The 26164-nt window shown below is 66.0% G+C and carries 26 protein-coding genes; 10 read left to right on the top strand and 16 right to left on the bottom strand.

The features are described 5' to 3' along the window. Nucleotides 1-54 precede the first annotated feature (54 nt). The 3 genes from IHE47_RS12725 to IHE47_RS12735 all read right to left on the bottom strand — a co-directional run bounded on the left by IHE47_RS12725 (nucleotide 55) and on the right by IHE47_RS12735 (nucleotide 3587). Nucleotides 55-1002, bottom strand: a complete 948-nt coding sequence (locus IHE47_RS12725; protein ID WP_192106355.1) for an AraC family transcriptional regulator — start codon at nucleotides 1000-1002, stop codon at nucleotides 55-57. 124 nt (nucleotides 1003-1126) lie between these two features. Continuing rightward, nucleotides 1127-2356, bottom strand: coding sequence for a patatin-like phospholipase family protein (locus IHE47_RS12730; protein ID WP_192106356.1), 1230 nt, complete (start codon nucleotides 2354-2356; stop codon nucleotides 1127-1129). A gap of 307 nt (nucleotides 2357-2663) precedes the next feature. Next, on the bottom strand, nucleotides 2664-3587 hold the full coding sequence (locus IHE47_RS12735) for a LysR family transcriptional regulator (protein WP_192106358.1): 924 nt from the start codon (nucleotides 3585-3587) through the stop codon (nucleotides 2664-2666). On the opposite strand from IHE47_RS12735, the gene IHE47_RS12740 reads away from it, so the two are divergent. The 3 genes from IHE47_RS12740 to IHE47_RS12750 are packed head-to-tail and all read left to right on the top strand — an operon-like array spanning nucleotide 3586 to nucleotide 6248. Continuing rightward, complete coding sequence (locus tag IHE47_RS12740; RefSeq protein WP_343227478.1) at nucleotides 3586-4443, top strand: SDR family oxidoreductase; 858 nt, start codon at nucleotides 3586-3588, stop codon at nucleotides 4441-4443. The genes IHE47_RS12735 and IHE47_RS12740 overlap by 2 nt on opposite strands. 57 nt (nucleotides 4444-4500) lie before the next feature. Then, nucleotides 4501-5499, top strand: coding sequence for an alpha/beta hydrolase (locus tag IHE47_RS12745; protein WP_192106360.1), 999 nt, complete (start codon nucleotides 4501-4503; stop codon nucleotides 5497-5499). Continuing rightward, nucleotides 5496-6248, top strand: coding sequence for an SDR family oxidoreductase (locus IHE47_RS12750; RefSeq protein ID WP_192106362.1), 753 nt, complete (start codon nucleotides 5496-5498; stop codon nucleotides 6246-6248). Before IHE47_RS12745 ends, IHE47_RS12750 begins: the two co-directional genes overlap by 4 nt. An 87-nt stretch (nucleotides 6249-6335) precedes the next feature. Here IHE47_RS12750 and IHE47_RS12755 read toward each other — a convergent pair whose 3' ends face one another. Continuing rightward, nucleotides 6336-7079, bottom strand: a complete 744-nt coding sequence (locus tag IHE47_RS12755; protein ID WP_192106364.1) for a hypothetical protein — start codon at nucleotides 7077-7079, stop codon at nucleotides 6336-6338. Nucleotides 7080-7285: 206 nt separating this feature from the next. Here IHE47_RS12755 and lexA point away from each other — a divergent pair, with 206 nt between their 5' ends. The 5 genes from lexA (at nucleotide 7286) to IHE47_RS12780 (ending at nucleotide 13542) form a co-directional block, all read left to right on the top strand. Then, nucleotides 7286-7894: a transcriptional repressor LexA gene (gene lexA / locus IHE47_RS12760; RefSeq protein ID WP_225561864.1), complete on the top strand. Its 609-nt coding sequence runs from the start codon at nucleotides 7286-7288 to the stop codon at nucleotides 7892-7894. Nucleotide 7895: 1 nt separating this feature from the next. After that, nucleotides 7896-8513 carry a translesion DNA synthesis-associated protein ImuA gene (gene imuA / locus IHE47_RS12765; protein WP_192106368.1) on the top strand — a complete coding sequence of 206 codons (618 nt, stop codon included), beginning with the start codon at nucleotides 7896-7898 and terminating at the stop codon, nucleotides 8511-8513. A 3-nt stretch (nucleotides 8514-8516) separates the two neighbouring features. After that, the gene (locus IHE47_RS12770) at nucleotides 8517-9944 is read left to right on the top strand and encodes a DNA polymerase Y family protein (RefSeq protein WP_192106370.1); all 1428 of its coding nucleotides are present in this window, start codon (nucleotides 8517-8519) and stop codon (nucleotides 9942-9944) included. After that, entirely contained in the window at nucleotides 9941-13012 is a 3072-nt protein-coding gene (locus IHE47_RS12775; RefSeq protein WP_192106372.1) for an error-prone DNA polymerase, read from the top strand. The genes IHE47_RS12770 and IHE47_RS12775 overlap by 4 nt, the downstream gene beginning before the upstream one ends. A gap of 158 nt (nucleotides 13013-13170) precedes the next feature. Beyond that, entirely contained in the window at nucleotides 13171-13542 is a 372-nt protein-coding gene (locus tag IHE47_RS12780) for a YciI family protein (protein WP_192106374.1), read from the top strand. A 273-nt stretch (nucleotides 13543-13815) separates the two neighbouring features. Here the strand turns inward: IHE47_RS12780 and IHE47_RS12785 are convergent, their stop codons facing one another. From IHE47_RS12785 to IHE47_RS12820, 8 genes are read right to left on the bottom strand one after another with little or no spacing between them, the layout of a single operon-like run. Further along, entirely contained in the window at nucleotides 13816-14370 is a 555-nt protein-coding gene (locus IHE47_RS12785) for a lipocalin family protein (protein WP_192106376.1), read from the bottom strand. Nucleotides 14371-14405: 35 nt separating this feature from the next. Then, nucleotides 14406-15470 carry a class I SAM-dependent methyltransferase gene (locus tag IHE47_RS12790; protein ID WP_225561911.1) on the bottom strand — a complete coding sequence of 355 codons (1065 nt, stop codon included), beginning with the start codon at nucleotides 15468-15470 and terminating at the stop codon, nucleotides 14406-14408. A gap of 11 nt (nucleotides 15471-15481) precedes the next feature. After that, entirely contained in the window at nucleotides 15482-16279 is a 798-nt protein-coding gene (locus IHE47_RS12795; RefSeq protein WP_192106380.1) for a DUF1295 domain-containing protein, read from the bottom strand. Next, nucleotides 16276-16818: a DUF2878 domain-containing protein gene (locus IHE47_RS12800; RefSeq protein WP_192106382.1), complete on the bottom strand. Its 543-nt coding sequence runs from the start codon at nucleotides 16816-16818 to the stop codon at nucleotides 16276-16278. Before IHE47_RS12800 ends, IHE47_RS12795 begins: the two co-directional genes overlap by 4 nt. Further along, the gene (locus IHE47_RS12805) at nucleotides 16815-18086 is read right to left on the bottom strand and encodes a cyclopropane-fatty-acyl-phospholipid synthase family protein (protein ID WP_192106384.1); all 1272 of its coding nucleotides are present in this window, start codon (nucleotides 18084-18086) and stop codon (nucleotides 16815-16817) included. The genes IHE47_RS12800 and IHE47_RS12805 overlap by 4 nt, the downstream gene beginning before the upstream one ends. 9 nt (nucleotides 18087-18095) lie before the next feature. Beyond that, entirely contained in the window at nucleotides 18096-18884 is a 789-nt protein-coding gene (locus tag IHE47_RS12810) for a DUF1365 domain-containing protein (protein ID WP_343227479.1), read from the bottom strand. Beyond that, the gene (locus IHE47_RS12815; protein WP_192106388.1) at nucleotides 18881-20173 is read right to left on the bottom strand and encodes an FAD-dependent oxidoreductase; all 1293 of its coding nucleotides are present in this window, start codon (nucleotides 20171-20173) and stop codon (nucleotides 18881-18883) included. Before IHE47_RS12815 ends, IHE47_RS12810 begins: the two co-directional genes overlap by 4 nt. A gap of 4 nt (nucleotides 20174-20177) precedes the next feature. After that, entirely contained in the window at nucleotides 20178-21185 is a 1008-nt protein-coding gene (locus tag IHE47_RS12820; RefSeq protein ID WP_192106390.1) for a fatty acid desaturase, read from the bottom strand. A 191-nt stretch (nucleotides 21186-21376) separates the two neighbouring features. Between IHE47_RS12820 and IHE47_RS12825 the strand changes: the two genes are divergently transcribed. Both IHE47_RS12825 and IHE47_RS12830 read left to right on the top strand, forming a co-directional pair. Then, entirely contained in the window at nucleotides 21377-22354 is a 978-nt protein-coding gene (locus tag IHE47_RS12825) for an alpha/beta hydrolase (protein ID WP_192106392.1), read from the top strand. 102 nt (nucleotides 22355-22456) lie between these two features. Beyond that, the gene (locus tag IHE47_RS12830) at nucleotides 22457-22849 is read left to right on the top strand and encodes an MAPEG family protein (protein ID WP_192106394.1); all 393 of its coding nucleotides are present in this window, start codon (nucleotides 22457-22459) and stop codon (nucleotides 22847-22849) included. A 249-nt stretch (nucleotides 22850-23098) separates the two neighbouring features. Here IHE47_RS12830 and IHE47_RS12835 read toward each other — a convergent pair whose 3' ends face one another. The 4 genes from IHE47_RS12835 to IHE47_RS12850 form a co-directional block, all read right to left on the bottom strand. Beyond that, on the bottom strand, nucleotides 23099-23959 hold the full coding sequence (locus IHE47_RS12835) for a hypothetical protein (RefSeq protein ID WP_192106396.1): 861 nt from the start codon (nucleotides 23957-23959) through the stop codon (nucleotides 23099-23101). 184 nt (nucleotides 23960-24143) lie between these two features. Continuing rightward, nucleotides 24144-24386: a hypothetical protein gene (locus IHE47_RS12840; RefSeq protein ID WP_192106397.1), complete on the bottom strand. Its 243-nt coding sequence runs from the start codon at nucleotides 24384-24386 to the stop codon at nucleotides 24144-24146. Then, nucleotides 24383-25492: a hypothetical protein gene (locus tag IHE47_RS12845; RefSeq protein ID WP_192106399.1), complete on the bottom strand. Its 1110-nt coding sequence runs from the start codon at nucleotides 25490-25492 to the stop codon at nucleotides 24383-24385. The genes IHE47_RS12840 and IHE47_RS12845 overlap by 4 nt, the downstream gene beginning before the upstream one ends. Continuing rightward, nucleotides 25489-26151 carry a hypothetical protein gene (locus IHE47_RS12850; RefSeq protein WP_192106401.1) on the bottom strand — a complete coding sequence of 221 codons (663 nt, stop codon included), beginning with the start codon at nucleotides 26149-26151 and terminating at the stop codon, nucleotides 25489-25491. Before IHE47_RS12850 ends, IHE47_RS12845 begins: the two co-directional genes overlap by 4 nt. Nucleotides 26152-26164 lie beyond the last annotated feature (13 nt).

Below are 26164 nucleotides of genomic sequence, written 5' to 3' on the forward strand. Positions count from 1 at the left end.
GCAGGCATGACCATGCCTATGGATGGCCATTCTTTCAGGCCACACGGCGTGCGGTCAGGTGGGTAGGGTCACCGGATGTTCGTCCGCACCGGCGCGGCCTCCGCTGGCGTTGCGCCAGGTGCCTGGGCTCACTCCCAGCTTCCGGGTGAATATGCGGGTGAAATGGCTCTGGTCGGCGAAGCCTGCGGCAAGCGCGATTTCGGTCAGCGGCAGTGTGTGGTCGCGCATCAGTTCGATCGCATAATCGATGCGGCGATGGATCAGCCACTGATGCGGCGACATTCCGATGCTCTGTTTGAACCCGCGAACGAAGGCGCTGCAGGAGATGTCGCATGCCTTCGCCACCAACTCCAATGGAATGCCGCCAACGATATGCTCGCGCATCAACTCCATCGCCTGGCGCTGTTGCCACGGTGCCAATCCACCGCGTGGTATCGCATTGCGGCTACGCACACCACCATACGTCAGAACAAGATGGGTGCGCAGCGCCAGTAGAACGTGATCGACGAACAACTGGTTGTTCTTGCGTTCGGCACGCAATGCAGGCTGCAGACTCAGTCCAAGATGCCGAATGATTGGGTCGTCGACCGACTGACCTGGCTGGTTGCGCAAATCACTGACCGGAGCGGTACGCAGTTCGTCGGACAGCTCGTTGAGCGCGGCGCGCGGAATGTAGAAGAACAACGGGTGGAACGGTTCGTACATGTACGCAATCGGGTTGCGCTCGAGGTCGTAAAAACTCGTGGTGCCGGCCATGAATGGCTTCACCGCCATTGACCGTCCATCCAGCCAGAGTTCGTGTCTCTGCTGTGCGCGTAGTTGCAGTCCCACCAGCCAAGCTTCTTCCCTGGCGATCGGCGTGCTGAAGCCGAAATCGGTCGCGTCGTGCATCAGCTCGGTGACGGCAAGCCGATGTCTGCCGCTGGTATGTGCGGTCAAGTTAGGGGGGGCGCTCATGTTGAACGATTTGCCTAACCGACCGCCGTAGGCTTCATGCTTCATGGCTGTCGTCCTCGCCGGCACATGCGCCTCTCTCGTTACGAGTTCTTGGAAATATAGGTAGCGTGGATTCTTGCGTCAAACCCGGTCGGGCATCCAGATACTGTCACATTATGCCCACCAAATCTTACGGCTGTATGGCTTGAGCAGGACATGCTGGGGAGGCTGAAGCGGGTGCCCGGTTCGCGGTCATGTTACGCCGGATCGACTGATCTGGAGTCATCCACAACAAGCCGCGCGCGGCACAATCGGCGGCGTAGTTGAACAACGCCCGCATATGCTGCTGGTCAAAATCGATAAAACTTTCCTGCGGGTAATCCACGGGGATTTCTGTCATGCGAAAGGTCATGCCAAGCCGCTTCGCCGTGGCGATGTTTTCCACGATCGCACCACGGGTCTTGTAGGTCATCTCTGCAGCAACACTGTTCGAGAGTACATCGATGGTGTTGAACCGCGTGGTCTGTGGCGCTCGTGCGAGCTGGCCATTGACGATCATGTACAGGTGGGCGCCGCGTAGCTGCGGCAGGTCGTACGACTGGATGCCCGCGATCAACGGCAGGGTGAACACCGAGGTCGTCACGCCGCCATCGACATGCATCTCGTCGTAGTCGTGCTTGCCGTCAGTGACGCGTATCAACACCGGTGGAAACACGCCCGGTACGCTGGCCGAGGCAATCAGCACATCACGGAACAATCGGCGCGCGGTCGGGCCGCCGTGTTGGGCGATCTCGCCCATGTTCCAAAGCACCGTTTCGTGCTTATCCAGGTCGGTGGTTGCCACAATCAGGCGGCGGCCCTTCGATGCTTCGACTGCCACGGCGGCGAGCATCTTCGGGGTAACGAAGTGATCGACCAGTTCGAACAGCGGATTGTGATGAGGCAGGCCGCGCGGTGACAGCAGTCGGGCCAGAATCGTACGGGTTGGCGAGCGAAGCAGGTTCGCGCTGAGCTTGCCGGTGAAGGCCTCCTGCATGCGATCGTCCCAGTCCGGGCCGAGAAAGGCGAAGGGTGCCAGCAGGGCACCGGCGCTCACTCCGGTCACCATCTCGAACTGTGGACGCCTGTGCGCGCGACTGAGGCCCGCCAGTGCTCCCGCACCGTAGGCGCCGCCCGAGCCACCGCCGGACAACGCAAGGATGTCGACGATGCCGCCAGTCGCCGCAACGCCAATGCCACGGAAAAAATCTGGGGCGAGCGCCGTGAAGTTGCCCAGATCGGTGGTTACCAGACGTACGTTCGCCGGAAATCCATCTGGTGCCACGTGGCCGATCAGGTCAGGCGGGGCGGCGCGTCGGGGCGCGGTCTGGCAACCGCTCAGCAGCAATCCGAGCCCCACCACGGCCAGCTTGTTCTGCATTTCGTGCCTCCCTCCAAGAGCTCTTGTCAGCTTGTCCGGCGACAGGCCTGTTTCGGGAGTCCGATGACTCCAGTCCCGGGCTGCATCCGGAAGAGAGTATGCGGAGCCGCGGATCACATCATCAACCAATCCGCGTGGCTGCGTGCGCTCGGTACATGTCATGTCGCATGCGCCGAGGCGACGGTCTCCATCGACAAGCAGTGATCGCCAAGCAGTGATCGCTTTGTTCAATCCACGACCGGGCCGGCCCCGTAGCTTGTGGCTCAAGGCCATCCATTGGCGTTACCTCGGGAAGTGGGTGGTGCGGTCACTCAGTATGGTCGTGCATGTCCAGACCCTGGATAAGTCGCTTGGCGAGACGAGGTTGGCGGAATTGTTCCAGCCACCACGCCAGCGCGCGGCCTTCCTGATCGCTGCGCCAGGCAACGTAGAGGACGTTCGGCTCGCGCGGATCGGCCATCCTCTTCTCCACCAGTTGACCGCTTTTCAGCAAGGTGGCAACCCGCCTCCGCGGCAGCCAGCCCACGCCGAGCCCGTCCCGCTGTGCAAGCACCTTGGCGCGCATGCTCGGCACCGCGAGCGTGGGCTGACCACCCAGCACGCCATAGGCACGGCCGACGTTGCGCGAGGAGTCGGCAACGACCACCGCCCGGTGGCGGATGACTTCGTTCTGCTGCAGCGGCTCTGCGATCTTGGCAAGCGGGTGGCGTGGCGAGACGGCAAACACCCATTCCATCGCACCCAGTTCGAACCAGCGCAGATGGGGCATCACGGGTGGTTCGTTGGTGGCGCCCACGACCAGATCCGCGCGCCCTTCGCGCAAGGCCTCCCAGGTACCGCCAAGAACCTCATGCGTGATGCGCAGGTTGACACCGGATCCAAGGGCATCGAAGGCGCGCACCACCGGCAACAGGATCTCGAACTCCAGGATTTCATCGGTGACGATGTGCAGACGATCCTCCCAGCCACTGGCAACTTGCTTCACACGTTGGCTGAGGCGTGCAACATCAAGAATCAGTCGCGTCGCTTCCTGTGTCAGCAGCTGGCCAGCCGGCGTGAGCTGCAGCCGATAGCGACGGCGGTCGAACAGCAAGGCATCGAAGCGTCCCTCCAGCTGGCGCGCCGCGTGCGAAATGGTCGATGGCGCCTTGCCCAGGCGCGCGGCAGCGCGGGACAGGCTGCCGCTGTCACGGATGGCTTCCAGCAGCGCCAATTCGTCGTGGGACAACATGTTCGGCCTCTTCGAACGAGTGCGTCGAAACGATGGTACGGCAAATAAAGCCGATCCGCTCAAGATGATTCCACTGTCCTTCTTCCCACGTCACTTGGAGAACACCATGAATCGTTACAAAGGCAAGTCCGTACTCGTCACCGGCGGCAGCAGCGGCATCGGTTTCGCCACTGCCAAGGCATTCGCCAAAGAGGGCGCTCAAGTCGTCATCACTGGCCGCGACTCAGCGGCGCTCGCCGAAGCCAAGATCGCACTGGGCTCCAACTCGGTCGCCATCCGCAACGATGCGGGATCAATTTCGGAGGCCAAGGAGCTGGCTGGCGCGCTGTCCGGCCTGGGCATCATGCTCGATGCAGTGTTCATCAACGCCGGTACTGCCAAGTTCGCGCCGTTCGCCGATGTCGACGAAGCGCTCTGGGACCAGAGTTTCGACACCAACGTGAAAGGCGCCTACTTCCAGCTGCAGGCCTTGCTGCCGCAGTTGAATGCCGGTGCCGCGATCGTCATCAATGGTTCGATCAACGCGCACATCGGTATGCCGAACTCCTCGGTCTATGCCGCGAGCAAGGCTGCGCTGATCACCTTGGCCAAGACTCTCTCGGCCGAGCTGCTGCCGCGCGGCATACGCGTCAACGTGGTGAGCCCGGGGCCGGTGGCCACACCGCTGTACAGCAAGCTGGGCATGGACAAGGCGACGCTTGAAGCCACTGCCGCGCAGATCCAGGCCCAAGTGCCGCTGGGTCGCTTCGGCACGCCAGAGGAGATCGCCTCCACCGTGCTGCATCTGGCCTCGCCCGAGTCGGCGTTCATCGTCGGCAGCGAGATCGTCATTGATGGCGGCATGAGCCAGCTCTGACACCTCGGCACCCGGCGGTGGAGCAAGCCGCCGGGTGCTTCCACGCGGAGATCTTCCATGAAGCCCTTCCAGCAAGTTGCGCGTTCGCTTGCGTTGGCTGCCGCGGCAAACCTGCCGTTCAATGCACCGGCCGCTCCGGTGCCCGTCGTGCAAAGCCGCTACGTCGTAACCGAGCGTCTCACGCTGCACTACCTCGAATCCGGCCACGGCGACGGCACCCCAGTGATCCTGCTGCACGGCTACACCGAAACCAGCCGTATGTGGCGTCCGTTGATGGCCAGATTGGGTGGTGACCGCACGGTCATCGCGCCTGACCTGCCAGGCGAAGGCGACTCGGGTATCCCGGCCGACGGTTACGACAAGGCCACGATGGCGCGCGACATTCACGCGCTGGTGCACAAGCTCGGCTACCGCAAGGTGAACCTGGTCGGCCACGACATAGGTCTGATGGCCGCCTACGCCTATGCCGCCCAATACCCGGATGAAGTGCAGAGCGTCACCCTGATGGACGCCTTCCTGCCTGGCGTGGGTGACTGGCAGAAGGTGTGGTTGCTGCGCGACAAATGGCATTTCAACTTCTACGGCGAGACGCCGCTCAAGCTGGTGCAGGGACGCGAGCGGATCTACCTCGAACATTTCTGGAATGATTTCGCCGCCGATCCCGAGCACTCGTTGTCCGAGGCCGATCGCCGTTACTACGCCGCATCGTACGCGCGTCCGGGACGCATGCGTGCCGGCTTCGAGTATTTCCACGCCTTTCCGCAGGACGCCGAAGCGTTTGCCCGCTTCGCGCGCACTCCGCTGACCATGCCGATGCTGGTGCTGGGCGGCGAGAAGGCTTCCGGTTCGTTCCTGATCACGCAGGCCACCCTGGTCGACACCCGGGTGCAGGGCGTCATCGTCAAGGGCGCCGGCCACTGGCTGATGGAAGAGAGTCCCGAGCAGACCATTCCTGCGATCACCCGGTTCATCGACCAAGTGTCACCGGCGCATCGGTCCCTTCGCATCGCGCCCACCCCTCCAAGCCAGACGCAACCGTCCCGAGAACAGCCATGAACACACGACTGAAGAACAAGGTGGCCCTGATTACGGGTGGCAGCGCCGGTATCGGGCTGGCCACCGCCCATACCTTTGTCGCCGAAGGCGCCACCGTCTACATCACCGGTCGTCGTCAAGCCGAACTCGATGCCGCCGTAGCCGCACTGGGGCCGCGAGCAACCGGTCTGCGCGCCGATGCCGGCCGGCTAGATGACATCCGCGCCGTCTACGAACGCATTGGCCGCGATCACGCTCGTCTCGATGTGCTCTACGCCAACGCCGGCTTTTACGAATTTGGGGCGCTGGGGGGGCTGAGCGAGACGCACGTGGACACCACCTTCGACATCAACGTGAAGGGGGTGGTATTCGCCGTGCAGCAGGCGCTGCCACTGATGGGTCGGGGCAGTTCCATCGTCTTGACCGGATCCATTGTCGGCAACCAAGGCGCGGAGTCCTTCGGCATCTACGCCGCCAGCAAGGCGGCCGTGCGCTCGCTGGCACGCAGTTGGACCGCCGAACTGAAAGACCGTGGCATCCGGGTCAACGTGATCAGCCCAGGTCCGATCGATACCCCTGGGTTGGGCAGTCTGGCAGGTGGCCCGAGCAACCTCGACGGATTGAAGCGCCAACTGGTGGCCACCGTCCCGATGGGGCGCATGGGCCAGCCGGAAGAGATCGCCAAGGCGGTGCTGTTCCTCGCCTCGGACGAAGCGTCCTTCGTCACCGGAATCGAACTCGCCGTGGACGGTGGTGCCGGGCAGGTATGACACGCTGGCTGCGCTCGCAGCCAGCGCAACCTCTTTAGATGCTCCACGATGGGACTTATTAAGCACCCACGCCGTCGCTTCAAAGCCTCACCGCCCCGGCGCAGGGTCGCCCGCCTTCCACGAGGCCCACGTGATCGCAGCGATAGGAACCGTTGCTACCTCACCTTCGCGATACAAGGCGCAGAACTTATCGCCGCACTGGATGATGCGATATGTGGAGGTGTCGGCGTGTGGCGCGGAAAGCTCCACCGTGGGGGCATTCGGGAAGCCAGTCTTGAGGTCGTTGGTAGCAACGCGAGCTCCAGCTTGGACGAAGGGTCCAACGGACAACAACAGCACCGCGCCGATGAGCGCAAACAGTGTGTAAATAACGTAGGCGCCAAGGAGCAGAAAGCACACTGGAGCCAAAATGGATCGGATCATCCGAACGTGTCGGAGTTCGGATCCGCTCTGTGGTGTGCTTCTGCGCCGTGTCGCTGCTCGATAGATCAGATAATGGACTGCAGCTGACAACCCGATGACAAGCGATGTTGGGAGGACGATGATCAAAAACCAATGCGCGGCAAGGGCTTTGGAGACAGCTCCCAAGACGATGACCGCCCCTTCCATCCACGCACGCGCTGCATCAGTAAATGTCCCTTGCACATCCGCAGGGAACATCGACGATTCCAAGTGCAGGCGACTAAGGTAACCGTCATGAAAAGCGCGCCCATTGAGGTAGCACAGCGGAGTTGCGATGGCCGCCAGCGCAGCCGCCCATTTTCCGAACGCTATGGGCGAGGCTTGTTTAACCTCACTGGTAACTTCAACTTTCGCTTGGCGCTCGAGCATGGCGATTTCCCCTCATTGGCGGTGCCTCTATTTGCCATGCCGTCATCTCATTGCCTGCGACAGCAACCTGTCAAATGCTGATGTCTGGCGGACGGGCTACGGGCGCATCGGCGCCTGACTTGTCATGACGCTGCAGCGGCCTGTGGATCCTCCCTTTGGTTTGCAGCTCTAGCCAAGATGACGCGGGCGGAGTACAAATGTACTCCATGCCCGACCTCAGCCCCCGCCGCGCCGCCGTCCTCACCTTCATCCGCGAAAGAGTGTCGGGGCAGGGCCAACCGCCGTCCCTGGCCGAAATTGCCGAGGCCGCTGGTCTGGCCTCGCGCGGCGCTGCGCGCAAGCACGTGCTGGCGTTGGCCGAGGCGGGACTGATCGAGGTGGCGTCCGGACAGGCGCGTGGCATTCGCCCGGCCGGTTTGCGCGCGCGTGCCGACCTGCTGCAGGTGCCGGTGTTGGGACGGGTGGCGGCCGGTCCGCCGATCGGCGCCGATGCCGGTCTGGTCGACACGCTGGCGCTCGACGCGCGACTGTTTTCGACGCGACCGGACTACCTGCTGCGGGTGCAGGGCGATTCGATGATCGAGGACGGCATCCTCGACGGGGATCTGGTCGGTGTGCGACGTACGCCCGAGGCGCGCGACGGGCAGGTGGTGGTGGCCCGGCTCGAGGGTGAACTGACGATCAAGCGTCTTGCCCGCGGCAAGGGCGGGATCCGGCTGTTGCCGCGCAATCCGGCCTACGCGCCGATCGAGGTGCGACGCGGGCAGGACTTTGCCATCGAGGGTGTGTTCTGCGGCCTGGTCCGCCGGGGGTGACATGGGCGCGGTGGTGGCGATCGATGCACTGCTGCACCAGCGGCAGGTCTGGCGTGGTCGGCCGGTGGCGCCGCCGGCTGGGGCGCAGCCCACCGGCCATGCCGGCCTGGACGCGGTGTTGCCCAGTGGCGGCTGGCCCGAAGCCGCGCTGAGCGAGCTCCTGATTCCGGCCGACGGCGTCGGCGAATTGCAACTGCTGTGGCCCACCCTGGCGCGCTTGTCGCAGGCGGGCGAGCGCATCGTGCTGGTCGCGCCGCCGTACTTGCCGTTCGCGCCAGCATGGCAGCAGGCCGGGGTAGACCTGCGCCAGTTGCAGGTCGTGCGCACTGACACACCGCGCGATGCATTGTGGGCGACCGAGCAATGCCTGCGCTCGGGCAGCTGCGGCGCCGTGCTGTGCTGGCCGCTGGGCGCCGACGACCGTGCACTGCGCCGCCTGCAGGTCGCGGCCGCCTCGGGACGCACCCTGGCGTTCGCGACGCGATCGCTCGACGCGGCCATCCATCCGTCACCGGCGGCGCTACGCATCGCCATCGATGCGGCGCCGACGCAATGGCGCGTGCTCAAGTGCCGCGGCGGGGCGGCGCCGACGCAGCCGATTCCCTGGGGAGCGGGATGAGCCATGCGCTGGGCCTGCATCCTGTTGCCACAGCTGGCGCTGGACGGCGTGCTTCGCCGCTGCGCGGATCCGGACGCGCCCCGCGTGCTGGTCGGCGGATCGGCGCAACGGCGCATCCTGCATGCGGTCAGTCCCTCGGCACGGGCATTGGGCCTGCGCCGTGGCATGCCGCTGACCGCGGCGCAGGCACTGGCCCATGGATTCGCGACGGACGCGTACCGCCCTGAAGATGAGGCGCGCTGGCACCGCTTTCTGGCCAGCTGGGCCTACGGCTTCAGCTCGCAGGTCAGCCTGCAGTTCCCGCACGCGCTGATGCTGGAAATCCAGGGTAGCCTGGGACTGTTCGGGCCGTGGCCGCGCTTCGAGGCGCGATTGCGTGAGGAACTGACGTCCCTCGGTTTCCGGCACCGCATCGTGGCCGCGCCCCACCCGGTGGCAGCGCGCGTGCTGGCCAATGCACACGACGGGCTGGCCATCGACGGCGACGCGCCGCTGCGGCGCGCGCTCGGGCAGTTGCCGATCCAGCGTGCAGGCCTCGCGGTGGACACGGCCACCGCCTTCGCACGCATGGGCCTGCGCACGCTACGCCAGGTGTGGGCACTGCCGCGCGATGGTCTGGCGCGACGCTTCCCGGCCGAGGTGCTGCGTCACCTCGATGCCTTGCTGGGCGAGCGCGACGTGGCGCTGGAAATCTATCGTCCGCCCGATCGCTTCGACCCACGGATCGAGCTCGGCCATGAAGTCGAATCGTCCCAGGCGCTGCTGTTTCCGCTGAAGCGGCTGACCGCGGATCTGGCCGCCTTCCTGGCCAGCCGCGACGGCGGCGTGCAGCGCTTCGTCCTGCAGCTGGAACACGACCACGACGCCCGTACCCGGGTGCCGGTCGGTCTGCTCACCCCCGAGCGTAACGCAGCGCTGTTGTTCGAACTCGCGCGCGGCCGGCTGGAGCAGGTGCAGCTGCCGGCGCCGGTCCGCGCGATCGCGCTCTGCGCCGACGAGCTGCCGCCCTTCGTGCCGGTGCATCGCGAGCTGTTCGACCCGCGGCCGCAGCAGGCGATGCCGTGGGAGCAACTGCGCGAACGCTTGCGCGCGCGGCTGGGCGAGGACGCCGTGCACGGCGTGCAGGTGCAGGCCGACCATCGCCCGGAGTGTGCCTCGCTCAGTCCGCCGGAGGTTCCGGCGCGGCGTGAGGCGCCTTCGTTTGGTGCCGCGGCCGGTTCGCGCCCAGGTTGGCTGTTGGCGAAGCCCGTGCCGTTGCGCGGACCGATGCCCCAACTCCTCGCCGGACCCGAGCGCATCGAGAGCGGCTGGTGGGATGGCGGGGACGTGCGCCGCGACTACTACCGCGCGCGACTGGCGACCGGGCAGTACGCTTGGGTGTTTCGCCCGGTCGATGGCGGGGGCTTCATGCTGCACGGCTGGTTCGCATGAGCTACGCCGAGCTGCATTGCTTGTCGAACTTCAGTTTCCAGCGCGGGGCGTCGAGCGCGCACGAGCTGTTCGAGCGCGCGAAACATCACGGCTACCAGGCGCTGGCGATCACCGACGAGTGCACGCTGGCCGGCATCGTGCGCGCCTGGCAGGCCGCGAAGGCGGCGGACCTGCCGCTGCTCGTAGGCAGCGAAGTGCGGATCGACGGCGGCCCGAAACTGGTGCTGCTGGTAGAGCACATCGCGGGTTACCGGGTGCTGTGCCGACTCATCACCGCCGCGCGCCGGCGTGCGCCGAAGGGCAGCTATCGCCTGCTGCGGGAAGACTTCCCGGACGCGACGGATGGCCTGCTCGCACTGTGGGTGCCGGACGATCCGGACGACGCGCGGGAAGGGGAGTGGTTGCGTGCGCGCTTCCCGCAACGGCTGTGGATCGCGGTGGAACTGCACCGCGGTCCGGACGACGCGGCGCGGCTGGCGCGGTTGCAGGCCCTGGGCCAGTCGCTGCAGTTGCCGCTGGTTGCCGCCGGTGACGTCCACATGCATGCGCGCGGGCGCCGTGCGCTGCAGGATGTGATGACGGCGATCCGGCATCGCACCACCGTGGCCGAGGCGGGCGAGCGACTGTTCCCGAATGGCGAGCGTCACCTGCGATCGCTATCCGCGCTGGCCGAGCTGTATCCCCCCGAGCTGCGGGCGGAGTCCGTGCGCATCGCCCGGCGTTGCACGTTCGACCTCGGCCAGCTGCGCTATCAATACCCACGTGAGCTGGTGCCCAACGGGCACACGCCGGCCTCCTGGCTGCGTGAGCTGACCGAGCAAGGCCTGCACTGGCGCTGGCCAGGCGGCATCCCGACGAAGGCGCGCCACCTGGTCGAGAAAGAGTTGGCGCTAGTCGCCGAGCTCGGTTACGAGAGCTACTTCCTCACCGTGCACGACATCGTGCGCCATGCCCGCAGCCAACGCATCCTGTGCCAGGGGCGCGGCTCGGCCGCGAACTCGGTGGTCTGCTACGCGCTGGGCATCACCGAGATCGATCCCGAGCGCATCGGCATGCTGTTCGAGCGCTTCGTCTCGAAGGAGCGAGACGAGCCGCCGGACATCGACGTCGACTTCGAGCACGAACGGCGCGAGGAAGTCATCCAGTACGTGTTCGCGCGCTATGGCCGTCATCGGGCGGCGATCACCGCGGTGGCCAGTACCTATCACGGCGCCGGCGCCGTGCGCGACGTGGCCCGTGTGCTGGGGCTGCCGCATGACCAGGTCGACGCGTTGGCCAACTGCTTCGGGCGCTGGAGCGATGCGCTGCCACCGACTACGCAGCTGCGCGAGCAGGGCTTCGATCCGGACAGCCCGCTGCTGCACCGGGTGCTGGTGCTCACCGCCGAGCTGATCGGCTTCCCGCGCCACCTGTCGCAACATCCGGGCGGCTTCGTGATCTCCGAGCAGCCGCTGCACGATCTGGTGCCGGTGGAGAACGCCACCATGGAAGGCCGCACGGTGGTGCAGTGGGACAAGGACGATCTCGATGCGGTAGGCCTGCTGAAGGTCGACATCCTGGCGCTGGGCATGCTGAGCGCCTTGCGTCGCTGCCTCGACCTGGTCGAGCGCCATCACGGACGCGCGCTGACGCTGGCGACCATCCCGCCAGAGGATCCCGACACCTACGCGATGATCAGCAAGGCCGACACGATCGGCGTGTTCCAGATCGAGTCGCGGGCGCAGATGGCGATGCTACCGCGGCTCAAGCCGCGCAACTTTTACGACCTGGTGATCGAGGTGGCGATCGTGCGGCCGGGGCCGATCCAGGGCGACATGGTGCATCCCTACCTGCGCCGGCGCACCGGCGAGGAGCCGGTGAGCTATCCCTCGGAGGCGTTGCGCAAGGTGTTCGAGCGCACGCTTGGCGTGCCGCTGTTCCAGGAACAGGTGATGCAGCTGGCGGTGGTGGCGGCCGGCTACACGCCGGGCGAATCGGACGACCTGCGCCGCTCAATGGCGGCGTGGAAGCGCCATGGCGGCCTGGAGCACCACCGCGACAAGCTGACCCGGGGCATGCTGGAGCGCGGCTACTCGGCGGACTTCGCTGCGCGCATCTTCGAGCAGATCAAGGGCTTCGGCAGCTACGGTTTCCCGGAGTCGCATGCGGCCAGCTTCGCGCTGCTCACGTACGCCAGTTGCTGGCTCAAGCGCCACTACCCGGCGGCCTTCACCTGCGCGCTGATCAACAGTCAGCCAATGGGTTTCTACAGCCCGGATCAGTTGCTGCAGGACGTGCGCCGTCATGGCGTGGCCGTGCTACCGGCGGATGTGCGTTACAGCGAATGGGACTGCACGCTGGAACCCGATCGGCGCGGCGGCCATGCCCTGCGCATGGGCCTGCGCATGGTGCGTGGCCTCCGAGAGGACGATGCGCGGCGTATCGAGCGGGCGAGGGCAGAGCACGCATTCGTCGACATCGCGGACCTGTGCGAGCGGGCAGCACTCAACACGCGTGCACGTGAACGGTTGGCCGATGCCGGCACGCTACGCGGCTTGGCCGGCCACCGGCACCGGGCGCGCTGGGCGGTGGCGGGCGTGGAGGAACAACGTCCCCTGTTTGGCGCGGCCACGCAGTCACATGAGCAGCAAGTGGTCTTGCCGCTACCCGGTATCGGCGAGGATCTCCAGGCGGACTACGCCACGCTCGGCACCACGCTGGGACGCCACCCGCTGGCCCTGCTGCGCGCGCAACTGCGGGCGCGACGCTGTCGTAGCTCGAAGGAGCTGGTGGACATCCCACCCGGGCGTCACATCATCGCAGCCGGACTGGTGATCGGCCGCCAGCGGCCGCAGACCGCCAGTGGCGTCACCTTCGTCACGCTGGAAGACGAACACGGCATGATCAACGTGGTGGTCTGGCGCCAACTGGCCGAGCGGCAGCGTCGCCCCTTCCTGGAATCGCGGCTCCTGATGGTGAAGGGCACGCTGGAAGCCGAGAGCGGCGTGCGCCACTTGATCGCCCGACATCTGCATGACCTGACGCCGCTGCTGAGCAGCCTGGATGTACGAAGCCGGAACTTCAGATGACTGAGAGGATAACTGGACGGGGCTATCGGGGTAGAGGTGGTGCGTGCTTCGACCCAAAACGGACAGCTCGGTCGTGACCCGCTACAAGCTTTCCCACAGCCTTGTCGATTTCCGATCATCAGCTTCGTCGTCAGTGCATCCCATCCAAAGGATCTCCCATGAAATACCTCGGCCTGGCCTACTTCACCCCCGAAAAATTCGCTGCGATGGCGCCAGACGATGTCAAGGCATTGGTAGGCCAATGCCCGGCATTGGACGAGAAGATGCGTGCTACCGGCAAGGTTCTGGTTTCCGCCTCGCTCGGCGATCTGGACACCTGGAGGACGCTTCGCCCGCGCAGCGGCAAGACGCACGTCAGCGATGGGCCTTACACCGAGTCGAAGGAAGTGGTGGGCGGCCTGTTCATCATCGAGGCGGACAGCCGCGACGAGGCGCTACACATCGCATCCATGCACCCGGCCGCCACGCTGGGCGAAGAAGGCGGATGGGCCGTCGAGCTTATCCCCATGGATTTCTACCTGGCCCGATGAGGGCTTGGGCGCCTGCCTCAAGAATGCTTTGGTGCCTCTTTCTCCACAAATACCTTCACGGCTTCGTGAGTCATCACGGCGATGTCCGCTTCTGGCTGCCGAAAGCGGACTCCCAGACAGGACGATTAGGGTGGGTTATCGCGGGTAGGGAGGTGTTCATCACCGTCATGTGAGCGCGTCTCGTCATCGTGCGTTGTGCCCCAATGGGAATGAAGCAACCTCAGCGCAGTTGCGTAACCTGCGCCCGCGTGGATGCAGTTTCCGTGATGCTGCTCATGGATGGGCCCCGGTTGCGGGCCACTGCTGCGGCACCTTGCGCAACTTCGATATGTCGTAGCCGAGCGCCTTGACCCGCGTGATCAGCGCCGCATAATCGGCCGGCGACACACTCGGCGTGCGCGCGAACACCCAAGTGTAATCGCGCTTGTCGCGCGCCACGATCATTTCGCTGTAATCGGGTTTCAGCCAGGCCACGATGTATTGCGCCTTGAAGCCCCAGAACAGTTTCACGCCCCACACCGCGTTGCCGCTGCCGGCATGCACGTAACCGGTGGACTGGATGTGCTTGACCGGGCCGTCGAAGGCTCCGTTGTTGAAACGGAACGTGGTGTGGATGTTGCCGTCCGGTTGCAGCGTGTACGTTTCCACCGCGTTGAACGCATGCTTCTCGAACATGGTGGGAATGGTCACGATCAGGTACCACGGACCCATGAAACGCGGCAGATCCACATGAGCCACCGGCTTGATCGGCGGCAGCTCGTCGGCGCAAGCCGTGCCCGCGCCGAGCAGCAAGGCCAGGATCAACGCATATCGCAGGCAGATACGCATGGCGGAAGCTCCTCGGCGATTGCGGCTGGCGGGAATCACGGGCGCGCGAAGCGGTAGTGCGCCACCAGCCACTCCTGGCCGTCGGCGTAGCCGAACAATTCGGCGCAAGACATCCAGAACATGCGCCAGCGCTGGAACCACAGCGCGGCGTGTTCGCCATAGGCTTCCTTCAGCACCGCCATCACGGCGTCGCGCTGATCATCCTGCCGCTGCAGCCAGTGGTTGGCGTTCTTCTGGTAATGCGTGCCGTCGATCAGCCAGCGCTGTTCGATCTGCAGCGCCTGTTGGAAATGCAGCAAGGTGTCCGCCGCCGGCATCAGGCCGCCGGTGAAGAAATGACGCCCCATCCAGTTGTCCTCGCCTGCGGTCTCGAACGGATACATCAGCGTGCGGTGCGCGAAGATGTGCACGAACAGCTTGCCGCCGGGCTTCAGCCATTGCGCGATGCGGCCCAGCAGGGTCTGGTAGTTGCGCATGTGCTCGAACATCTCCACCGACACGCAACGGTCGAACTGCACGGCGTCCAGCGCCAGCGTGTTGGCGTCCTCGGTAATCACGCGCACGTTGTGCAGGTCGCGCTGCCGGCACTGCGCCTCGATGTGCCGGCGCTGGCCGTGCGAGTTGGAAACGGCAGTGATGTACGCGTCGGGATACTGCTCGGCCATCCACAGCGTGAGCGATCCCCAGCCGCAGCCGAGTTCGAGGATGCGCTGGCCGTTGCACAGCTCGGCACGCTCCCCGTACAGGCGCAGCATGGCGTCCTCCGCTTCGCCCAGCGATTCGTCGCCACGCGGATACCAGCAGCCGGAATACTTCAATCGCGGCCCCAGGCACAACTTGAAGAATGCCGCCGGCAACTCGTAGTGCTGCGCGTTCGCTGCCTCGGTGTGGATCGCCACCGGGCTGTGGCGCAATTCGGCGATGCGCCGGTCGAAACGTTCGGCCTGTGCGGCGAGGCCACCGGCGCGTTCCTCGCGCAGGCGCTGCGCACACATCTGCCGGATGCCGTAACGCAGCAGCGCGTCGGGAATCAGGCCGCGCTCGGCTAGGCCGAGCACGCCGGGCGCGAGCCGGTCCGGCGCCAGCTCGGGCGTATCCATCACGACGGTATTCATGCCTTGCTCCTCGTCTTGCGCGAATGTCTGGGAAACCAGGGAAACAGCATCGGCGTGTCGCGCTGATAGGCGCGGTAGTCGTCGCCGCGCGTGCGCAGCGCCTGCGCCTCGGTCCAAGGGATGCCGCTGATCCAGCGCAGGAACACGTACATCAGCAGCGGCCCCGACCACGCCAGCCACCCGATCGGCGAGTCCACGGCAACGCACACGTAGGCGAACCAGTGCAGCCATTCGAAGAAGTAGTTCGGGTGCCGCGACCAGCGCCACAAGCCCGCGCGGAAGGTCTTGCCATGGTTCGCGGGGCGGGCGCGAAAGCGCGCCAGCTGGCGGTCGGCGAGCGACTCGCCCAGCACGCTGACTAGCCAGATCGCGGCACCCGCGAACAGCCAGCCGGGTGACTGCGCCGGATTGCGCGCCACCGCCACGAACGGCAGCGCGAACAGCACGATCAGCGCGGCCTGGAACTGGAAGAACGCGAACAGCTTGCGTTGATCGTCCTGCCAGTGTGCGCGCATCTGCGCGTAGCGGCCGTCCTCGGCGGCATGGCGCACGCGCCGCCAAAGATGCCGCGCCAGCCGCGCGCCCCACAGGCCGCCGCACGCGGCGAGCAGCACGCGTGGCGCGATGGCGCCTTCGCCGACGATGGCCAGCCACACGGCGCCGCCGCCCAGACCGGCGGCCCACAGCACATCGACGATGCCGGTATTGGTATGGCGTCGCTGCCACTGCCAGCCCGCCGTCATCATCGCGGCGGCGAACAGCCACAGGAAAAGGAGTGCCACCCACGGATTCATGGCGCGCTCCGCAGCAGCGGATGTGCGGTGCCGCGCGACCAGCGCCGCGCCAGCGTGGTCAGCAGCGGCAGCGAGATGCCCCAACCCAGCGCCAGCCACAGCAGCGCATGCCAGGCCGGCGGCGCGAAGCGCACCGCCTGCCAGCCGCGTGCGGCGCCGAGATAAGCGAGCGGTCCGCCGATCGCGCCGAAGGCCACAGCCAGCCACGGTCGCCCTTGCAGGTAGCCGAACAGCGGCACGATGGTCAGCGCGAAGGCCAGCCACAGCGCGAGGATCCACGCCGGCGCGAAGCCGGCGGCCCAGGCTGCCGCATAGACCAGCAGGCCGCTGCGCACCGCTACGCCGTCGAACAGCAGGCCCAGCGCGAACGCCAACCCCATCAGCCGCACATCCACACTGCGCCGCGTGGACACGCGCAGCCGCCACGCCGCGAACAGCGCCACCGCCAGCAGCGCCGGCCACGACAGGCCGCGCCCGGCACCAATCACGCTGACGAACCACACCGCCTCGTAGGCGATCAGGGTGATCCAGAACATCATGCGGCTGGCTCCGCACTGCCGCGGCGGTAACCGGGCTTGGCCAGCAGCAGGTGCGCCACACCGATCGAGCGTTCGCGGAAACCGCCTTCGCAATAGGCGAGGTAGAACTCCCAGCGGCGGATGAAGCGCTCGTCGAAACCCTGCGCACGCACCTCGCCGAGCCGCGCCATGAAGCGCTCGCGCCAGGCGTGCAGGGTGCGCGCGTAGGAATCGCCGAAGTCCTGCAGCGCGATCAGGCCCAGGTTGCTGGCGCGGGTCTTCGCCGCGAGCATCGCGCTGACCGAGGGAATGAAGCTGCCGGGAAACACGTGGCGCTTGATGAAGTCCACCGACTTCAGCGCCTGTGCGTAGCGATGATCCTCGATGGTGATCGCCTGCAGCAGGGCAAGACCATCCGGTTTCAGCAGCGCACCGAGCTTGGCGAAATAGACGTCCAGGTATTCGGCGCCGATCGCCTCGACCATCTCGATCGAGACCAGCTTGTCGTAGCTGCCCTCGAGGTCGCGGTAGTCCTTGAGCAGCAAGGTCACGCGGTCCTGCAGGCCGGCCGCGGCCACGCGCTCGCTGGCCAGCACGTGCTGCTCGCGCGAGATGGTGGTGGTGGTGACGTGGCAACCGTAATGCCGCGCCGCATGCAGCGCGAAGCCGCCCCAGCCGGTGCCGATCTCGATCACGCGGTCGCCGGGCTGCAGCGCGAGGCGGCGGCATATCGCATCCAGTTTGCGCACGGAAGCCGCTTCCAGCGTGTCGTCGGCGCCTTCCCACAGTGCCGAGGAATACATCAGGTCGCTGGACAGGAACAGGCCGAAGAAATCGTTGCCGAGGTCGTAGTGCGCGGCGATGTTGCGGCGGCTGCCGCTGGGCGTATTGCGCTGCAGGGCGTGCCATGCGCGTAGCGCCATGCCGCCCAGGCGCGCCCATCCGGTTTCCATGCCGTCGAGCAGATCGCGGTTGCGCACCAGCAGACGGATCAGGCCGACCAGGTCGTCGCAATGCCACAGGCCATCCATGTACGCCTCGCCCGCGCCCACGCTGCCGTGGGTGGCCAGCGCGCGGTAGAAGCCGGGATCAAGCACCTCGACATGTACCACCAGCTCCGCGTGGCCGCTGGCCGGCGTGCCCAGCACGACCGTGCCCAGTGCATCTTGCAGCAGCAGGCGGCCGTGCCGCAGCCCGCTCATCTGCGCAAGCAAGCGCTGGCGCAGTACGCGGTCGAGCGGGCCGCACGGCGGGGTGGTGTCGATGTCCTGTTTGACGATGGCGTTCATGCGTGAGCCTCAGGTCGGTTGCGGATGGTCATGGACCGGGTTGCGTTTCAGCCACAGCCGCAGCGCTTGCCAGTGGATCGCGCCGACCACCTGAGCGGTCATCAGCGGATAGCGCCACAGCACGCGTGCCAGCGCGGCGCCGCTCAAGGGCAGGCGCTGCAGGTGCATATGCGCGTCGAACTCGCGCACGCCGTCGCGCAGCACGTCCATGTGCACGTGCAACTCGTCGCCCGGTGCGGTGAAGCGCCAGTCGTAGCCGCGATCCATCGACATGAACGGCGAGACGTGAAAGACCTTGGGGAACGACCAGCCCAGCGTGCGGCCGTGCGTCGCGGCGGTCCCGGCTGGCAGCACGTAGGCGTGGCGTTCGTGCCATGGCGTGTTGGTGATCTCGGCGACGATGCAATCCAACGTGCAGCCGTCCGCCGCGTAGCAGTAGTAGAAGCTCACCGGGTTGAACACGAAGCCGGCGTAGCGCAGATGGGTGAGCAGCCGGATCGGTCCGGTCGGTCGATGCCCCACGGCCTGCTCGACGCGCCGGCGCACCGCCTCGGCCAGCGGCAGTTCGGCCGGCCCCAGATAATCGCTGCGGCGGAACTCGGCGAGGTTGCGTCGCCCGTTCGACCACAACCAGCGCCCGGCGAACACGCGATCCACCTCGTCCAGATCGAGATACAGCTGCGCCATGCGGTAGCGGAACGCGTGCGGATGCGGCGCATGCCGGCGATGGAGCACCGTGCCTTCGTAGACGGCGCTGGCGGGTGCCACGGCGGTCGTGATGGTTGCCGACGCGTTCACGCGACCCGCTCCTGCCGGGGCCGCAACGGCACGACGGTGCACGCGTTCGACCATGGCGCGTCGAGCGCCGTCGCCACCTCCACCGCGCTGCGCATGCCGTCCTCGTGGAAACCCCAGCCCCAGTAAGCGCCGGCGTACCAGGTGCGGTTGACGCCCTGGATTTCGTGTTTGCGCGCTTGCGCCGTCACCGAGGCGTGCGTATAGACCGGGTGGTGGTAACGCATGCGTGCCAGCATCTTGTCCGGATCGATCGCGTCGCTGCGGTTGAGCGTGACCACGAACGGCTCTGGCGAATCGATGCCTTGCAGAAGGTTCATGCAGTAGCTGACCGTGCAGGTGTCGCCCGGGTCGCGCGGGACGAAGGCGTTCCACGCCGCCCACGCCTTGCGCTGGCGCGGCAGCAGGGCGGCGTCGGTATGCAGCACGGTGTCGTTGACCTGGTACGGCATCGCGCCGAGGATCGCGCGCTCGCGCTCGCCGGCGTCGGCCAGCAGCGCCAGTGCCTGATCGCTGTGACAGGCCAGCACCACCTGGTCGTAACGCTCGGTGCCGGCCGTGCTGCGCACTTCGACGCCTTCCGCATCGCGGCGCACCGCACGCACGGGACAGTTCAGCCGCTCGTGCACATCCCAGCGCGCACGCAGCGCGTGCACGTAGCTGGCCGAGCCGCCGCGCACCACGCGCCATTCGGGGCGGCCGCTCACCTGCAGCATCTGGTGGTTGGCCATGAACTGCACCAGATAACGCGCCGGAAACGCGAGGATCTGCGCCGACGGCGACGACCACAACGCCGACGCCATCGGCAGCAGGTGCTCGTCGCGGAAGGCGGTGCCGTAGCGGTGCTCGGCGAGCCAGTCGCCCAGCGTGGGTCCGGGTTCCGTGGTGTCGAGCAGTGCCGGCGCCTCGCGGTAGAAGCGGAACAGGTCGCGCACCATGCCCAGGAAGCGCGGCGACAGCAGGTTGCGGCGCTGGCAAAACAGCGTGTCCAGCGTGGCGGCGTTGTATTCCAGCCCGCTCGCCTCGTTGCGCACCGAGAAGCTCATCGTGGTCGGCTGCGAGGCGACGCCCAGCTCGTCGAACAGCCGCGTCAGCAACGGGTAGTGCGCCGGGTTGTGCACGATGAAGCCCGTGTCCACCGCGTAACGACGACCGTGCCGCTCGATGTCGTGGGTGTGGGTATGGCCGCCGAAATAGTCGTTCACCTCGAACAGGGTCACCGCATGCCGACGCGAGAGCAGCCACGCTGACGCCAACCCCGCGATGCCTGAACCGATGACCGCGATGCGCATGGCCTTACTCCCTCGTCCGGGTGAGCACCCACGCGGGCACCGGCTTGAGGTCGTGCACCAGCCCCAGCACCGCCATCAGCTTCAAGCCGTACCAGGTCAGGTCGACCTCCCACCAGCGGAAGCCCTGCCGTGCGCTGCCAGGGAAGAAGTGATGGTTGTTGTGCCAGCCTTCGCCAAACGTGAGTAGGGCCAGCCACACGTTGTTGCGGCTGTCGTCGTGGGTGGCATAGCGGCGCGAGCCGTAGCGGTGCGCCAGCGAATTGATCGTCACGGTGGCGTGGAACAGCACCACGGTGGAGACGAAGAACCCCCACACCAGCATCTGTCCGCCGCTGGTGTGCAGCTGCGGCGCGACGTGGTGCAGCAGCACGCCGAGGAAGTACAGCGCCACCGCCAGCAGCACCGGTACGGCGATGTCGTAACGGTCCAGCCAGCGCAGCTCGGGATATTTCGCCAGATCCGGCACCCGCTCCAGATCGGTGCGAAACGCCCGCGGCGTCAGGAACCAGCCCATGTGGCTCCACAGGAATCCGTACACGGTGGGCGAATGCGGATCGAGTGCGGTGTCGGCATTGCGGTGATGGTTGCGGTGGTGCGCGGCCCACCACAGCGGCCCGCGCTGCACGCAGGCGGCGCCGATCAGCGCGAACGCGAACTGCACCGCGCGCGAGGTGCGGAAGGTACGGTGCGAGAAGTAGCGGTGATAGAAACCGGTCAGCGCGAACATGCGCACTGCGTACAGCGCGGCGGCCACGAGCAGTGCCGTCGGTGACACGCCGACCCAGAGCACGCCCAAGCAGGCCAGGTGCAGCGCCACGAACGGCGCACCGCGGACCCAGTCGATGCGGTCGGCTCGGGCCTCGTCGAGTGCTCCGTCGGGGTTGCTGTCGATCCAGTGGCGCACTTCGCGCAGCAGTCGCGGTCGGCGCGACGGCACCACGGCGGCGCCGTCCGCCGCAGGATGGGGAGTCGGCGGGGACGGCGGGTTCAGCAGGGGGCGCGAGCGTGTCATTAGGGTGCCTGTCGACGATTCAATGACAGGTACGAACGAAAGGGCGCCTTGGATGCATGCGATGGCACGGCTGGCCGGCCGGTCGCGGAGGCCGAATCAAGCCCGCGGTTGGCGGGTTCACCCGGATCGCGGTGCATCCAGTGGGCAGTCTGCCGCGTAACTATCCTGTCTTCTTCGGCTAGGCGGGACTCATGGGCATTTCGGCAGGGGCGCGTTCGCTACGACGTTGCGCGGTGACGCTGTGGGCCTTGCTGCAGACGTTGCTGTTGAGCGGCTGCCAGGCGAGCCTGTTTCACGCCCTCAATGTCACGTCCGCTGACCGGGGGCTCGGTGTGCATCCGGACATCGTGTTTGATCCCGAGCTCCATCTGGCATTGGACATCTATGCGCCGCGCGGCGCGCACAATCTGCCGGTCGTGGTGTTTTTCTATGGGGGAAGCTGGCAGGACGGTAAACGCCAGTGGTACCGCTGGATGGGCGAGGCGTTGGCGCGTCGTGGGCTGGTGGTGGCGATTCCCGACTACCGCAAGTATCCGCAGGTGCGCATGGCGGGTTTCATGTCCGATGCGAGCCATGCCGTGGAGTGGGTGCACGCCCATGCCGCCGACTATGGCGGCGATCCACGAGTGTTATTCCTGATGGGACATTCGGCGGGGGCGCATATGGCCGCGCTGCTCGCCACCGACGGGCGCTGGCTGGAAGGTGTCGGCCTGCGTCCGGATCGGCTGGCCGGCTTCATCGGGCTGGCCGGCCCGTATGATTTCCTGCCGCTGACCGAGCCCGCCTATGTCGGCATGTTCGGTGCGTCGCCGCAAGCGCAGGTACGCTCACAACCGGTCAATTTCGTCGATGGCGACGAGCCGCCGATGCTGCTTTTGCAGAGGATGACGGACCGCTATGTGGCGCCGAAAAATGCGTGCTCGCTGGCGAGCCGGATGCGCGCGCACGGCGAACCGGTCGAGGTGCATCTGTATCCGGGCATCGGCCATATCCGCCTGCTGTTGTCGTTTTCCTATCCGCTACGCAACAGTTCGACGGCCCTGGATGCCACTCTGCGCTTCATTCATGAACACGAAGCGGATCATCAAGCGGGTTCGGAGGTTTCCGGGAGCATGGCGAAGGGAGCGGGCGTTTGTGGCCGGGCAGGATCAGCCAGGCTTTCGCGGTGAATTCGTGAAAGCGCTCGGAAGCCTGGTTCATGGGCTTTGCGCGCGTTTCCGTCTGGCCACGCAAGGACACTTGCGGGTGCCCCATCCATCGGAGGTGTTGCTATGAGCGTTGAACTGCAAATGCTGTGTTGGTCGGTCGTGCTTGGTCTGGTGTATGTACTGGTGGCGGCAGGCTTCGGCACTTGGCAACGCGGGTTACGGTGGAACGCCGGCAACCGCGACGGCGAGCCGCAGCCGCTCAACAAGTACGCCGCGCGCGCGGATCGCGCCAACCGCAATTTTCTCGAAACCTTCGCATTCTTCGCTGCCGCTACCCTGGCCGTGGTGGCGATGCACAAGACCGGCGCGCAAACCCTGATCGGCGCGCAGATCTATTTCTGGGCGCGCCTCGCGTACCTGCCGGTCTATGTCATCGGCATTCCCTATCTGCGCACAGCCATCTGGATTGCCAGCCTATGGGGCATCCTGCAGATGGTGGAAGCATTGCTTCGCTAGCTTGTCGAGGCAGCATGGCGAGCGATGGGCAGGCGGCACGATGCGGCCTGTGGCGGGAATATCCTACGGATTTTCCCGTACTGCTGCGCGTGGAAAAAACGCGGCGGTGGCGTTGCTTCGTCGTCTACCGCCGCGAAACTTGCCCTGCTTCTTCGTAGACCGGCATCAGGCCATCCCCTGTTCACTGGCTGCATGGCAAAGCGGAAAAAGCCGGTTTCGCTCCATGCAGGCGAAACGCAACATTTCAGCCTAATCTTGGTCATCCATGCCCGGCATGCCCTGCATGGACTTCGAGCTGAAGAACAGGAAGAAGTTGGAAGGCACCTGAACGGCCTGGCCGCGTTGCTCGGCCTGACGCAGTTTCCGGACCGAGGTGATGCCGAAGTTGCCTGACTGATCCGGCCAGTCGGCAGGATCGGTGACCAGCACCGGTTCCACTTCCCACCAGATCGCTCGCTCAGTGTTCGCGCGCGATCTGGCGATCACGTGGCTGTGATTCGGCGTGGGCAGGAAGACATTCGTCGCCGGCGCCGGCAGTTTGCCGAGCGCGACCAGCACCTTGCCGAGATCGACCGTGGAAGCATGCATGGTGCATGTCCCAGGCATCGAGCCAGGCCCGGGGCAATCCGTGAACACCAGCGGCTTGATCTTGTAGGCCTCGGGGACCGCGCCGAACAGCTCGATCAGTACCTTGCCGAGCGCAGGTCCGCACAGCGTGGCGGCCCTGACTCCGGTTGGGCAGGGAATGGCGTCGTTGGAGTTCTGGTCCTTGTCCAGCGAGAACATCGGCACCAGCACGTAGAGGATCGCCGTTCTCTTCGCGTTGTCGCCGGTTGGGTCGATCGTGGGCTGGATGCCGGCCTGGCAGATGGGCGTCTGGAATTCGCCCGAGTCTGACTGTGCCATCACGCCGTTGTAGTCCAGATCATCCTTGGGCTGATGGACGCAGGCGAAGTTCTGCTGGTAGGTGAACTTGACCAGCTTGCCGGCGGAAAAGCCCTCGGTCTGGTTGGGTTGGAGCGATTGGGCATAGGCGCCGCCGACGGCAAAAAATGCCGCCAGCACGGCGGCTGGCAAGAGCCTCAAGACTGAACGCTTCGTGGGTTTCATGGTGCCCTCCTGGGGATCCATACGTCACGTACGCTTCATGCCCCGGCATCGTCGATGCAAGGATCTCGGGCGTACGAGTCAGATACGAAGGCCGTCGGCCAGCGGATGCACGAATGAGCAGGATTTCTTTCGCGACATGGATCACTGCCGCGCCAACAGTACGGCACAGTCGTTGCAGACGTCGTCAGCCACCTGACTGGCAGGCGTCCAGCGCGGCCTGTCGCGAACTGGCCAGATCGACCGCAGGTGCCGCATCAGCCGGGGTGTACGGCAGATCGGCTGCACCCGTGCATGCGCGGCGCACGCAGCGGTGTGCGCCGGGTGGCCAGCCAGCCGCATATTGCGGCGCGGCCGCGACGAGGTGCGCGACTTCGGTGCCGTTGCCGGGCTTGGTCTTGAAGATGACGATGGCAGCGACTTGAGTCATGGCGACACCCCCATGTCCGAGGGTAGGGCAGCTCCAGGCCGCCCTGACGAAGTACGGTTCTGATGGATCAGCCGGTTGACACGGTCGCGCAACTGGCGCACCACGGCGCTGCCACCCATCCGCAGGGTCATGTGATCGTCGCCAGCCACAGCGCGGTCGACGATGTACAGCATGCGTTCCAGAGGCAACCAGGTGCGCCACCACAGCCAGACCATGCCGAGCACGGCCAGCAGGCCCAGGCAAGCCACACCCGATAGCAGCGGTATCGCTTCACGGGGAACCGATCGTTCCACGCTGCCGCTCGAGGGCAGCAACAGCCAAGCAGCGCGGCCGTTGGAGACGGGCATCGCAAGCGCATAGGCCACCGACCAGCCTGCGACGGGCAGTGACTGCGGGTCGCCGCTGGCGGATAGCGCGGCACCACGCAAGCGGGTCAATTCGGTCGACGATGGTGCCGCCGCGTCGCTGAATACGAGCGGCGCAGTCGGGCTGGACGTGCTCAGCAAGGCGAGATCCACGCCGGTCGTGTCGTGTACCTCATTCGCAAAAGTGGATTCGACGCGACTGGCCGCCACAACCAGGCCTTGCAGGTTGCGGCCGCGCAACAACGGAGCGATCGCCACGCGCAGCAGGCGATCACCATCCAGCCAGTATCCCTGTACTAGCTGTTGACTGGCGATGGCCCGGTGCACCAGCGGGTCGTTGGCGATGTCGGCGGGAGCGCGTGCAAGCAGGCCGGACATGCCGGCCGGTTTGCCGGCCGGATCGAGCACCAAGGCCACGTCGTAGCCGTGGCGGCGTTCGTTCAGCTGGTCGATGATGGATGCGCTGTCGATGGCCCCGCCGAGCTGCGGGTTGGGGATCAGCGATTGCGCCACGTAATCGACGAAGGCGGGATCGTTGGCGAGGGCCTGCGCGCGCAACGCAAGGTTGTCCATGTCCATCCGCTCCAGTGTTGCCAGCAGCTTGCCGCCGGTGGCGACGTTGTGGCGGGCGCCAGCCAACGCTTGCCGGCGCGACAGATGGATGGTCCCGACGGCCGCGGCGACGGTGCCGGCCAGCACCAGCAACAGGCCCAGCGCAAGCGAACGATAGGCCGCGCTCACGGGCCGGGCTCCGGATTGATGTCCGCGACGATCGCGGGTTTGCTGATGACCACGCGTTCGTGCAGGTCGCCGAGTGGCGCGGTCACCGATCGCTTCCGCAGTTCCCCACGCGGGTTCCACACATACAGCACTCCCGGACCCGGTGGCAGATGGTGCAGGCTGAAATGGCCATCGGCGCTTGCGGTCGTGCGGTAAGGGCTGGGCACCACCAACAGGTCCAGCTCCATCGAACGATGCACGTTGCAGCTGATCAGCATCAGGCCGCTACGGTCGAAGCGATGCATCGCGGTCTGGCCTGCAGCCTGAAAGCCCAGGTCGAAGGCGGCCCCGGGGGTCACCGAGAACACGTTGTGGCGGATTTGATCGAGATTCACGAACTTGACCGTGCTGCCCAGCGGCACGGCCATCGCTTCTGGCTTGAAATCGCGGTTGACGGTGTAGACCGTGTAGGTGCCGGCCTGGACTTTGGGCGCACCCGCGGCGGGTACGAAATAGATCAAGGTGTTGGCCATGTCGCGGCCCGAGATGGGCTGCCCGGATTTGGCGACCAGCTCGATGCTTCCGGTTAGTTCGGTCGAGGCTGTTCCGGCTTCGGATTGCGTTGCGGCGTCGCGGGATGGCGGATGCGGCAAGCGGGTGGCATGGCGCAGCGGTGCCACTTGTGCGAGCAGA

The organism is Rhodanobacter sp. DHB23, from assembly GCF_014842975.1.
Taxonomy (GTDB): domain Bacteria; phylum Pseudomonadota; class Gammaproteobacteria; order Xanthomonadales; family Rhodanobacteraceae; genus Rhodanobacter_A.